Annotated in this window: 8 protein-coding genes and 1 pseudogene; 1 reads left to right on the forward strand and 8 read right to left on the reverse strand. The window is 67.3% G+C overall.

Annotated elements, in window-relative coordinates; all coding sequences use genetic code 11:
• The gene (locus tag C8J44_RS08585; protein ID WP_056051319.1) at positions 1-1,542 is read right to left on the reverse strand and encodes a DUF1800 family protein; all 1,542 of its coding nucleotides are present in this window, start codon (positions 1,540-1,542) and stop codon (positions 1-3) included.
• A 218-nt stretch (positions 1,543-1,760) separates the two neighbouring features.
• Here C8J44_RS08585 and C8J44_RS08590 point away from each other — a divergent pair, with 218 nt between their 5' ends.
• A complete protein-coding gene (locus tag C8J44_RS08590; protein ID WP_121904655.1) occupies positions 1,761-2,054 on the forward strand; it encodes a hypothetical protein in 294 nt (97 codons plus the stop codon).
• A 216-nt stretch (positions 2,055-2,270) separates the two neighbouring features.
• On the opposite strand, the gene C8J44_RS08600 is transcribed toward C8J44_RS08590, so the two are convergent.
• From C8J44_RS08600 to murB, 7 genes and pseudogenes are all read right to left on the reverse strand, one after another.
• Positions 2,271-3,437 (reverse strand): deoxyguanosinetriphosphate triphosphohydrolase, encoded by a 1,167-nt coding sequence (locus tag C8J44_RS08600; protein WP_121904186.1) that lies wholly within the window; start codon positions 3,435-3,437, stop codon positions 2,271-2,273.
• Positions 3,434-5,605, reverse strand: a complete 2,172-nt coding sequence (locus C8J44_RS08605) for an SPOR domain-containing protein (RefSeq protein WP_121904187.1) — start codon at positions 5,603-5,605, stop codon at positions 3,434-3,436. The genes C8J44_RS08600 and C8J44_RS08605 overlap by 4 nt, the downstream gene beginning before the upstream one ends.
• A gap of 235 nt (positions 5,606-5,840) precedes the next feature.
• Entirely contained in the window at positions 5,841-7,412 is a 1,572-nt protein-coding gene (gene ftsZ, locus C8J44_RS08610; protein ID WP_121904188.1) for a cell division protein FtsZ, read from the reverse strand.
• A 113-nt stretch (positions 7,413-7,525) separates the two neighbouring features.
• The gene (gene ftsA, locus C8J44_RS08615; protein WP_056051322.1) at positions 7,526-8,788 is read right to left on the reverse strand and encodes a cell division protein FtsA; all 1,263 of its coding nucleotides are present in this window, start codon (positions 8,786-8,788) and stop codon (positions 7,526-7,528) included.
• A 1-nt stretch (position 8,789) separates the two neighbouring features.
• Positions 8,790-9,764 (reverse strand): cell division protein FtsQ/DivIB, encoded by a 975-nt coding sequence (locus tag C8J44_RS08620; RefSeq protein WP_121904189.1) that lies wholly within the window; start codon positions 9,762-9,764, stop codon positions 8,790-8,792.
• Entirely contained in the window at positions 9,761-10,699 is a 939-nt protein-coding gene (locus C8J44_RS08625; RefSeq protein WP_121904190.1) for a D-alanine--D-alanine ligase, read from the reverse strand. Before C8J44_RS08625 ends, C8J44_RS08620 begins: the two co-directional genes overlap by 4 nt.
• Before the next feature lie 137 nt (positions 10,700-10,836).
• A pseudogene (murB, locus tag C8J44_RS08630) lies at positions 10,837-11,790 on the reverse strand (UDP-N-acetylmuramate dehydrogenase); the annotation flags it as partial.
• Between the last annotated feature and the right edge of the window lie 27 nt (positions 11,791-11,817).

Consider the following 11,817-nt stretch of genomic DNA (forward strand, 5'->3'; position numbering starts at 1 on the left):
CTATCTCCGCAGCGATTCGGGGGCAACGAGCAACAGTGCGAGCGCCTGCGCGGGGCTTTCCGCGCGCGACAGGCCCTGCGCAGTGGTGGGACTGAGCGAGGCGGGGTACAGCGTCGGCGCCAACGCCCGCGCATCGACCGGCCCGGCACGTGCCGCGAACCGCTCCGCTGCCTCTACGCGCCGCAGGATCGCGTCGGGACCGGCCCAGGCTGCGGCGACGTCATCATATCCGATCGGCTGCCCCGGCTGCCATATCGGCTGGCCGAGCTGGTTCATCATTCCGACCGTGACGCCGGGCTGGACAACAGTCGTGCCGAGCGCGCGCTGCGTGGAGAGATACCATTCCCAGGGCGACTTGAACTTGATCCGCTGCGGCACCCACGCCTCGGGCGACGCGACAAGCGCGCGATAGACCGTCGGCAGGTCGCCGCCCGACTTCAGGAAGGCCGTCTTCAGCCGTGCGACCATCGCAGGCGGCGGCGTATCGCCGGCAAAATGCCGTGCAAGCTTCGTCGCGATGTGCGTCGCCGTCGCGGGGTGGACCGCGAGATCGGACAGCACCGCCTGTGCCTGCGTTTCCCCCGCCGCGGGATAGAGCTTGCCCATGACGGTTCGATCGCCGGGCTGATGAACGTCGTCGAGGAAAAGGAAGGCGCCCGCGCGCGAATCGTCCTGGACGCGCGCACCGGGACCGCGCCCGATGCCCGCGACCGTCCAGCCGGTCATCGCGCGCGCAAACTCGGTGACGTCGGCCTGGCTGTAGCCGCTGCGGACGCCGAGCGTGTGCAACTCCATGATCTCGCGCGCTAGATTTTCGTTCAGCCCGGTGCGACGCCGGGTCTTCCGTACCGCGAATGGACTGTCCGGGCCGATCGAAACCGCCTGGTCGAGATACAGCAGCATCGCCGGATGCCGCTCGACCGCGTTCAGCATGTCGGCGAAACTGCCGAGCACATGCGGACGGATCGCGTCGAACTCCATCGGCCCGGCGAGCGCCATCACCTCGAACTTCTCGGTCGAGACCGCGAAATGGTTCGCCCAGAAATGCACGAGGCGCTCGACGAACGGTGCCTCGCCGGTCAGCGCGGCCATCGTCCGCGCCGCGACCGCCGCGCCGTAATCGTTGCGGCTCTGCTTGCCGATAACCTGTCGCGCCTCCTGCCGCGCGGCCGCTCCGGGATCGAGCGCGCCCGGCATGGCAGGAGGCTGCGCCGTCGCGGGGAGGGCAACGCCCAGGGACACGGGGGCGGGACTCATCGCACCGGGCATTGTGGGACCGGAAACCGCAGACTTCCCATCCATGCCGATCGCAGCTTTCGGCGTGCGGGGTCCGAACTGCGCCTTGATCGCCTTTTCCTGCGCATAATAGGCGACGAGCCCGACCGAAATCCCGGCAGTCGAGGGCGCGGTTGCAATCACCGCCGGCCGCGGCTCGAACCCTTCGCACTGTGCCAACACCCACTTCGCCGGATCGCCGGCAATGGTATCACCGGGCCGTGCGCCGAGGCCAAACCGATTGAGCGCGATACTGGAAGCAGACACGACGCTTCTCCTTCGTCACCCGGCGTACGCGTCAAATGTCGTGCAAGTATGTCACGCACGCCGCTCGTCGCATCCGGGCGGCAATTCATCGTTGCACGGTACGCAATCGCGACGGATAGGTTTGCAATTGCAACTGATGCTGCACCGCAATATTTCATTGGATCGAGAGTTGGGTGGAGACTTGATCCGGCTCGATGCACCACGCGGGAGACACGATCATGCGCAACGCTATCAAGATCATCGCAGCAGCAGCGGCAGCCCTCACCTCGACGATCGGCATGGCCGCCGACGCAAAGCAGAGCTTCGTCCACGAGGGCAGCACGTATGTATATACCTCGACGCAGGACGGCAGCCGCCAGGTCATCGATGGCCGTCGCTATCCGTCGGGTCAGAAGTTTCACCTGATCGTCCACGGCGATCGCGTATCGGGTGTGTCGGGCGGCGTTCCGGTCGCGTTCAAGACCGCGGAGGCGAATGGCGCGGCTGGTGGCATCGCCGCGGTTGCGCGCTGAGCTGAGTTTGTCCTAGGACGACATGACGGCGGTAGGACTTCGGTCCGGCCGCCGTTTCGCGTTTGAGGTTCGCGTTTGAATGAACCTCCGCACCTTTGACTCCCCTCCCTGGAAGGGAGGGGTTGGGGGTGGGTCGGTTCCCGGAGCGCGGAACGGACGCGGCACAAGCTCGCCTACCCACCCCCAGCCCCTCCCTTCCAGGGAGGGGAGCAGAAGTCAGAATCCTTCGGGCAGGTCGATCGGGCCGACCAGTTCGCGGTAGCGCGACACGGCGTAGCGGTCGGTCATGCCGGCGATGAAGTCGGCGATATGCCGGCTGCGATCGGGATCGTCCGCAGGCAGGCGGTCGCGCCATTCCTCGGGCATGGTCATCGGATCGTCGCGATAGACCGCGAACAGGCCTGAGACGATTCCGTGTGCCGCATCCGCCGCGGCAAGCTGGCGCGGGTGGTGATAAAGATTGGCGTACATGAAGCGCTTCAGGTCGCGCTCCGCCTCGCGCATGTCGGGAGAGAATCCGACCAGGCATTGGCCTGCATCGCGGACGTCGTCGACGCTGGTCACGCCGCTCGCCGCGATCCGCTGGCGCGTCTCGGCGATCAGGTCGTTGACCATCGTCCCGATCTGCGTGCGCACGAGCTCGCCGACCAGCCGCTTCGGCTCGATGTCGGGAAAGCGGCGGCGCACATCGTCCCAGCCGCGCGCCACCAGCGGCACCGCGAGCATCTGGTCGAGCGTCAGCAATCCTGCGCGCAGGCCATCGTCGATATCGTGATTGTCGTAGGCGATATCGTCGGCGATCGCTGCGACCTGCGCTTCGAGCGAAGAAAAACTGGTGAGCGCGAGGCCGAACTCGGCATCCGCCGCGGCCAGAGCCCATCCCGGATGCCGCACCGGGCCGTTATGCTTGGCGAGGCCCTCGAGTGTTTCCCACGTCAGGTTCAGCCCGTTCCACAACGGATACGGCCGCTCGATCGTCATCAGCGTGCGTAGCGTGTGGCCGTTGTGATCGAACCCGCCCTGCGCCTTCAGTGCCGCCTTCAGCGCATCCTCGCCGGCATGGCCGAACGGAGGATGGCCGATATCGTGCGCGAGACAAAGCGCCTCTGTCAGGTCCTCGTTCAGTGCGAGCGTCCGCGCGATCGTCCGGCCGATCTGCGCGACCTCGAGGCTGTGCGTCAGGCGAACGCGGAAATGGTCGCCGTCGGGCGCCATGAACACCTGCGTCTTGTGACGAAGCCGACGGAAGCTGATCGAGTGGATAATCCGGTCGCGGTCGCGTTGGAAGGCATCGCGTGGGCCACGGACGGACCCGTTCTGTTCCTCGTGAAGTCGTCCCTTGCTGCGCGCCGGGTCCGATGCCCAGGGCGCGCGGTAACTCACTTGGCCGGCAACTTCGTGATGATCTCGCCCGGATCGCTGGTGAAGGTGAACGTCGGGACGCCTTCCTTGGCAAGCTGATTGACGAAGGTCCGCGCCTCCGCATCGGTCTTGAACGGGCCGGCGAGCACGCGGTTGGTCGCCTTCCACGGTGCGGTCCAGCCGCCGCGAGCGCCGAACACGGTCGGTGCCTTGGCCTTCGCCTTCTTCCACGCCTTGGGCAGGTCGCCCTCGGTCGCGCCGGTCGACACCTGCACCCAGGTCCGCGCCGGATTGGCGCGCGCAATCCGCTTTTCCTCGGCCGCAGCCTTGTCGGCGGCAAGCTTCTCGGCGGCGGCGGCCTTCTTCTCGGCGAGCGCCTTCTTGTCGGCGATGGCCTTTTTCGCCGCGGCCTTCTTGTCGAGCGCCGCCTTCTTGTCGGCGGCGAGCTTGTCCGCAGCCAGCGTTTTGGCAGCGACCGCCTTGGCCGCTGCGTCGCGTTCGGTCTTGGCCTTCGCCTCGGCGAGCACGCGCTCGGAATCATCGGAAACCGGGATGGTGGCGGGCGTTACGACCGGCGCGGGATGCATCGGCGCGACGTCGAGCTCGGACGCGGGGATCGACAGGCCCGCGACGATCCGCGCGAGGATAGAGTCCTCACTAGCGGCGACTGCGTGAGTCCGTGGTGGCAAGGTCGCGGCTACCGGTGCGGGCGTGGACGAACTGGTGAAGCCGGGTGTCGGCGTCTCGGCGCTGGCACTCTGGGTTGGGGCGACCTGCTGAACGGGCGCCTGCTGTATCGGAGTTGGTAGCGGCGAAACCGACGGCGCCGCCGCTGCCGATGCTGCGAGCGCATTCGCCGTACGGGTCGGATCGGCGCGTGTTTGCCCTACCGGGATCGCCGCCATCTGCGTGGCCACGCGTGGGGGGAGAGTTCCTGCTGGCGACGGCGTCGGGACCGTACGGATAACCGGCGACGCGCTCGGCTGAATGGTCGCTGAGACGACGGAGTTCGTTTCCGCGGCCGGGTTGGTACGCGCGCCCGGAAGCGTCACGGTCGGCGCGGAATAGCTTGGCCGCGGCACAGGCTGCACCGTGCGGGCCGGCAATGGCTGGACCATTTGCATCGGCGCTGCTGCGAGCTGGACGGGGGCGGCATAGGTGCCGGGCGCGGGGACCGTCGTCAGCGTACGTGGTGGAGTGGCGACCGGCGGGACCGGTGCCGACGTTGTCACAGGTACTGGTGTTGAGGACGGTCGCGTCACCGCGGCCATCTGGACACGGTCGCGGTTCGAGCGACGATCGCGTTTGTCCTTCTTGCCGGTCTTTGTCGTGACCGCAGGCTGCGGCGTTACGGCTGCCATCATTACCGGCGCGGTCGGATCTGCGGCGAGTATGCCCAAGGGTGGCGCCATCCGTGCATCGGCCAGGCGGGCGGGCGTCGCGTGGACTTCGCCGAAATGCACCGCGAAGGCGCGATCGCTTGCGGGGAGGTTCGGGAGACGCTGAAAGAAGGGTTGCAGGCCTTGCGCGGTGCCTGCGGGCATCATCGTGGTGGCGATCTTCTCGGCCCCGGCGACGTCGCCGTTCATGGCGAGGATGAAGGCGCGGGATCGCCATGCGCCGCGATCGCTCTTGAGCAGGAGCGGATTGAGCTGCTGGACCGCGAGCTCGGGCTTGCCCGAGATACCGAGCGACAGCGCATAGCGCCGCGTCGTCTCGTCGTCCGGGGCGTCGCGGAGTGCCACGCGGTAGTCGCGCTGCGCCCGATCCTGCTGGCCGATCAGGTCGTAGGCGAGCCCGCGATCGGCGGCGAAGTTGCGCGGGTCGAGACCGAGGCCCTCCGCCTGCGCGTAATAGCGTAGCGCTTCGCCGGGACGCTCGGACCGGACGAGGATCGACGCCATCCCCGCCTTGGCGCGACCATCGCGCGGGTTCACCTTTTCGGCGCGCGCGAACAATGCTGCCGCACCGCTGAGATCGCCGAGGCCCATCGACAGGTCGCCCGCCTTGATCAGCGCGTCGATGTTGCGCGGGTTGCTCGCAAGCTGGCGCATCACGTCGCCGAGCTTGTCGGCGTCGGTGGTGCCGGGGATCGCCTGCACGACGGCTTGCGCAGACGCGGCGGCTGGCACGGCCGCGAGCACGAGGGCCAGCGCGGCGGTCAGGAGATGATGGGAGGACCGGGTCATGAGGTTCAACTGTCTAGACGCCAGCCCGACCGAACCGGCAATGTCTCGCACGCATGCGCGCGGCGAACTGGGCTGGGGCGGCGACGAATGCAGGGTTTCGCGTACGCAAGCGCGAAAGCCCTGCCTGGCGTGCCCTCACCCTTCGCCGCCTTTGGCGTCTCTCCCTCTCCCGGTGGGAGAGGGGAGGTCCGGGCTGGATCGTGCAAGATATTGAGAAGCTTCGGCTATTCCCGGCCTACTGGTTGTTCTGGCGATGCAGGAAGCGCGGGATATCGAGCGGATCCTGGGGAGCCGCTTCGCCGTCTTCCTTCGCTGCGCCACGGGCCGCGTTCGACATGCGTTCGAACAACGTACCGCCAAGCTTCACGCGCGGCGCGGCCGGCACCGCCTCGGGGGCAGCCTCGGCACCCGGAGCGAGCCAGCGGCGACGTGCACCACCCTCGTCCGCTGCCGGCGTCGGCACTGGAATAGCCAGCGCGATCGGTGCGCGAGCGGGCGGCACCGACGATGCCGAAGCCGGACGCGCGATCGGACCACGACCGTAAGGCTCTTCGCTATACGTGCGCGGCGCGGGCTGCGGTGCAGGAGCAACCGGCGCAGGCGCGGCCTGTGGCACGATCGTCTCGGCACCGAGCACCAGCTCGTCATCCGACTTCGACGCCGACGGCTCGACTTCCGACGACGCGTTCAGGTCCAGCGGCTCTTCGTCAGCGGAGGACGCAGCAGGCGCGGCCGACGAAGCGGCGGGCTCGCTCGGACGGAACGAGGTATTCTCGTCGGTCTTGCGCGATCCGAAGCTGAACGAGCGGGTCGGCTCAGGTGCAACTTCCGGAGGACGTGCATCGGCGTCGATCCCGGTCGCGACGACCGAGACACGGATCTTGCCCTCCAGCTCCTGGTTGAATGCCGAGCCCCAGATGATGTTCGCATCGGGATCGACCAGGTCGCGGATGTGATTCGCGGCTTCGTCGACCTCGAGCAGGCGCATGTCGTCGCCGCCGGTGATCGAGATGATGACACCCTTCGCGCCACGCATGCTGACGCCTTCGAGCAGCGGGTTCGAGATCGCCTTCTGCGCGGCTTCGAGCGCGCGGTTGTCGCCACTTGCCTCGCCAGTGCCCATCATGGCCTTGCCCATCTCCTGCATCACCGAGCGAACGTCGGCGAAATCGAGGTTGATGAGGCCCGGCATCACCATCAGGTCGGTGATGCTGCGGACGCCCTGCTGGAGCACCTCGTCCGCCATCGTGAACGCTTCCTTGAAGGTCGTGTTCGCGTTGGCGATGAGGAACAGGTTCTGGTTCGGGATGACGATCAGCGTGTCGACATACTTCTGCAGCTCGTCGATGCCGCCCTCGGCCGACTTGGCGCGACGATTGCCCTCGAACGCGAACGGCTTGGTCACGACGCCGACGGTCAGGATGCCCATGTCGCGCGCCGCCTTGGCGATGACCGGCGCTGCGCCCGTGCCCGTGCCGCCGCCCATGCCGGCGGTGATGAAGCACATGTGCGCGCCTTCGAGCATCTTGGCGAGCTGGTCGATCGTCTCTTCGGCGGCCGCGCGACCGATCTCGGGACGCGAGCCGGCGCCGAGACCCTGCGTGATCTTGGTGCCGAGCTGGATCCGCTGCGGTGCGGTCGACTGCTTCAACGCCTGCGCGTCGGTGTTCGCCACGAGGAAGTCGACGCCCTGGACGTCGGCCCGCATCATGTTGGCGATCGCGTTGCCGCCCGCGCCGCCGACGCCGATCACCGCGATGCGGGGGGCCAGATCGTCCACTTCGGGACTAAGGAATTCGATGCTCATCGCCGTTCTCCGCACAACCCGGTAGATACGCTACGGCCGGGCCCCTGATTAATCTGTGTGCACCAACGTCACGGCCTGTTCCAGCCGAAATAACGCCAGCGCCCTCGAAACTCTTAATAATTCGCGCGTGCCGCCTGAATCAACTTGCGCATCATGCCCATACCCTTTGGCCGATGCACCGTCGTCCGCTGCGGCGCGAGCCCGCGAAGGTCGATCGGGTTGGTCGCCGCATAGAAGGCCAACCCCGCTAGCGTCGCGAACGCCGGTCCGCCATGCGCTTCCGGCAGCGCGGTCAGACCACGCGGTCGACCGATCCGCACCGACCGCCCGAGCGCCTGTTGCGCATAGTCGGCGATGCCCTTGAGCTCCGCGCCGCCGCCGGTCAGCACGACCTGACGCCCGACCGGCCCCTCGAACTTCAGCTTGGTGAGCGCGTTGCGCACTTCGCCCATCTGATGCTCGAGCCGCTGGCGGATCACGCCGATCAGCTGCGCCTTGGTGATCTGAGCCCCCTCGCCCGCGCCGTCCTCGGCGGAGATCGGCATGACCGGGATCATGTCGTGATTGTCGCGGGGACTGGCGTTGGCCGATCCGTGGAAGCACTTCATCCGCTCGGCATTCTGCCGCCGCGTGCCGAATGCGCTGGCGATGTCGTCCGTAATGTCCTGCGCGCCGATCGGGATCGAGGTCAGCCCGACCAGCATGCCCCCTGCGAACAGCGACACGTTGGTGATTCCCGCCCCCATCTCGACCAGCGCGACGCCGAGCTCACGCTCTTCGTCGCTGAGGCAGGCGAGCCCGGTCGCGACCGGCGAGGCGATGATCGACTTCACTTCGAGATGCGCCGACCGCACGCAGAGATCGAGGTTGCGCACCGGCGAACCGTCCGCGGCGACGACATGGATATGCACGCCGAGCCGATCCGCGTGCAGACCGAGCGGCGTCTTCACCCCCGTCAGCCCGTCCAGCGTATACAACGCCGGCTGCGCGTGGAGCACCATGCGTCCCTGCGGATCGATCGAGTTGCGCCCGGCGGCGAGCAACGCATCGATATCCTGCTGCTCGACGCGGTGACCGCCAAGCTCGAACTCGACTTCGGCGACGTCGGACACGAGCCCGCCGGCCGAGAAGCCGACCCAGACGTTCTCGATGTTGATCCCGGCGATCCGCTCCGCCTGCTCGACCGCCTCGCGCACTGCCGCCTCGGTCGTCGCCATGTCGGCGATATAGCCGCGCTTGACGCCACGGCTCTCGCGCTGGCCGGTGCCGAGCACGATCAGCTCGCCGCCGTCCCCCTTCTGCGCGATCATCGCCGATACCTTCGACGACCCGATATCGAGCGCCGTGATCAGCCCTTCCGGTGCCACCTTCGCCATGTCATCCCTCCCCGCCCGTTACGTTCGCGCCCGCCGTTTGCGACGGAATATTCGTAGTTTCGCCTGCCGCCGGCGCGCTTGCCCCTGCGCTGGCTGGTGCCGGCACGTCGACGCTGTGCGCCAGGCTCGCGCCCGGTTTGCGCGCGACCAGCTTGGTCGGATCGCGCATGTCGAACCGGATCCAGCCGCGCCCCAGCAGCGGCCTTGCCCCATCCAGTTCGGCGAACTTCACCAGCGCACGAGGCGCCCCGTCTTCGGGGAGCGCCAACGTCTCGCCGCTCTCGAACGTCAGGTCCCAGCGTCGATTGCCGACCCAGGTCGCTGCCTTCACGCGCGGCTTCAGCGCGGGCGCGGCGGCGAGCAGCGTCTGGTACGACGCCTCCTGCCGATCCGCGCCCGGCCCGATCACCAGTGGCAGATTCGGGATCGCATCCGGCTGCACCGGCTCCAGCAGCACGCCGGATGAGTCGATCAGCGTCAGCTGGCCATTGTCCTGCCACACCGCGGCTGGGGTCCGCTCGACGATATCGACCAGCATCGTGTTCGGCAGCCGCCGCGACACGTGCGCGTCCGCGATCCAGCCATAGCGCAGCAATTTTTGCCGCACCGCCTCCAGATCGACCGACAGCATCGACGTCTGGTTCTGCTTGTCCTCCAGCGCGACCGCGTAGACCGACATCCGATCCATCCGCTTGAGGCCGGTCACCTCGATCTGCTCGACCTTGAAGCCCGCACGCCCGGCACCCTCGGCCACCGCCGCGCCGATCATGCCGGGAATGCCGACCCACGTCGCCGCCGCGATCGCGACCGCACCACCCGCGCCGAGGATCGACCACGTCGCGATCTTGCGCAGCGTGTCCTCGTTGACCGGGAGCATCCCGACCAGCCGGTCCATCACCGACACCTTCTTGACCGCGACCTTCCGGCGCGGGGCGGGCCGCTTGGGCGGCGGACCGCGCTTGATCGTGCGGCTCATGGAGAAGGATGGTCCTGAAGCGCCTCGTCGACGATCGCCTGCACTAGCTCGGCATAGCTCATGCCAATGTGCCGCGCCTGTTCGGGCACGAGGCTTAAGGGAGTCATCCCCGGCTGCGTGTTCACCTCGAGAAGGAAAAGCCCGTCGACACCGCGCTCGTCATCCCAGCGGAAGTCCGACCGCGACGCGCCCTTGCAGCCGAGCAACCGGTGCGCTTCGAGCGCGAGGCTTTTGCAGGCGTCGGTAATCTCGTCGGGAATCTCCGCCGGGCAGACGTGCACCGTCATCCCATCGGTGTATTTCGCGTCGTAATCGTACCAGCCGCTCTTCGGCTTCAACTCTGTAACGCCAAGTGCCTTGCCGCCGAGCACAGCGGTCGTCAGTTCACGCCCACGGATATAGGGCTCGGCGAGCAATTCCTCGAACTCGCCCCACGGCCCAACGCTATCGCGCGCGATCGGATTTCCGTAATTGCCGCTGTCCGTGACGATCGCCACGCCAACCGAGGAGCCCTCGTTGACCGGCTTCAGCACGTAGGGCCGCGCCATCGGATCGCTCTCGAACAAATCCGCCGACTTGACGATCCGCCCACCCGGCATCGGCACGCCCGCGGGGACGAGGAGCAGCTTGGTCAGCACCTTGTCGATCGCGATCACCGACGTCGCGAGGCCGGAGTGCGTGTATCGCAGACCCATCAGGTCGAGCAGCCCCTGCACCGAACCGTCCTCGCCGGGCGTCCCATGCAGCGCATTGAACACCAGGTCAGGCTCGGCCTCGGCGAGCTTGGCAGCAACATCCCGCCCCATATCGATCCGCGTAACCCGGTGCCCCAGCGACTCCAGCGCATCGGCACAGCCATTACCCGACATCAGCGAAACCTCACGCTCCGCCGACCAGCCACCCATGAGGACTGCGATGTGAAGTGGACCCGTCATGCCTCCCCTCCCGCATGCGGGAGGGGACCGAGGGGTGGGCGCCCGCCATCACCAGCCGCATCGCTGGTGGAACGCGCAGGCGCAGCACTGTTTGGCAGCCCCTCACCCCGACCCTCTCCCCGCAGGGGAGAGGGAGCAGCGATGCCGACCCGCTGGATTTCCCATTCCAACGTCACCCCCGAATGCGCCTTCACCTTGTCGCGTACCTCTTCACCCAGCGCCTCGATCTCCGCGCTCGACGCGGACCCGAGGTTCAGCAGGAAATTACAATGTTTCTCACTGACCTGCGCGTCCCCGCGAGTCAGCCCCCGACAGCCGGCCGCGTCGATCAACGCCCAAGCCTTGTGCCCCTCGGGGTTCTTGAACGTCGAACCCCCGGTGCGCGAACGGAGAGGCTGCGAAGCCTCGCGCTCGGCGGCAATCCGGTCCATCTCCGCACCGATCACAGCCGGCTCGCCGGGCGTGCCGGAGAACACGGCTTCGACCACGACGGCTCCCGCGGGGAGGTCAGAATGCCGATAGGTGAAACCAAGCTTCTCAGCGGACCAGGTCTCGACCGTACCGTCCCGCGTGACAACGGTAGCCTCGACCAGAATATCGCTGACATCGCGACCATAAGCCCCTGCGTTCATCCGAACCGCACCACCAACAGTACCCGGTATCCCACGCAGAAACTCAAGCCCCGCAATCCCAGCGTCCCGCGCAGCACTGGCCACGGTAATCCCCATCGCCCCCGCGCCTGCCCGAACACGGCCATCCTGCACCGAAACCTTAGCCATAGCCTTGGGAAGCCGCACGACGACCCCCGGCACGCCACCGTCCCGCACGATCAGGTTCGAACCTACGCCAACCGGAAGCACTGGCGTCGAAGGGTCTAGGGTCTTGAGCAACCCCGCCAGATCCTCGACATCCGAAGGCCGCACCAACCACTCCGCCGGGCCACCGGTACGAAACCAGATAAAGTCTGCCAGGCTGCCATTAGCCGTCAGAGTACCACGCAGATCCTCCCCGGCACGGGGAGGGGGACCGCCAAAGGCGGTGGAGGGGGCACTGCCAGGAGCGTTACGCTCGCGGACAGCCCCCTCCACCATGCCCTGCATGGTCCCCCTCCCCGTACC

This window comes from Sphingomonas sp. PP-CE-3A-406, from assembly GCF_003688625.1.
Classification (GTDB): Bacteria; Pseudomonadota; Alphaproteobacteria; order Sphingomonadales; family Sphingomonadaceae; genus Sphingomonas.

Bases quoted from the DNA above. Each gene is read 5' to 3' on its own strand.
- C8J44_RS08590 (WP_121904655.1), top strand. From the start codon at position 1,761: ATGCGCAACGCTATCAAGATCATCGCAGCAGCAGCGGCAGCCCTCACC.
- C8J44_RS08625 (WP_121904190.1), bottom strand. From the start codon at position 10,699: ATGACGGGTCCACTTCACATCGCAGTCCTCATGGGTGGCTGGTCGGCG.
- C8J44_RS08605 (WP_121904187.1), bottom strand. From the start codon at position 5,605: ATGACCCGGTCCTCCCATCATCTCCTGACCGCCGCGCTGGCCCTCGTG.
- ftsZ (WP_121904188.1), bottom strand. From the start codon at position 7,412: ATGAGCATCGAATTCCTTAGTCCCGAAGTGGACGATCTGGCCCCCCGC.
- C8J44_RS08620 (WP_121904189.1), bottom strand. From the start codon at position 9,764: ATGAGCCGCACGATCAAGCGCGGTCCGCCGCCCAAGCGGCCCGCCCCG.
- ftsA (WP_056051322.1), bottom strand. From the start codon at position 8,788: ATGGCGAAGGTGGCACCGGAAGGGCTGATCACGGCGCTCGATATCGGG.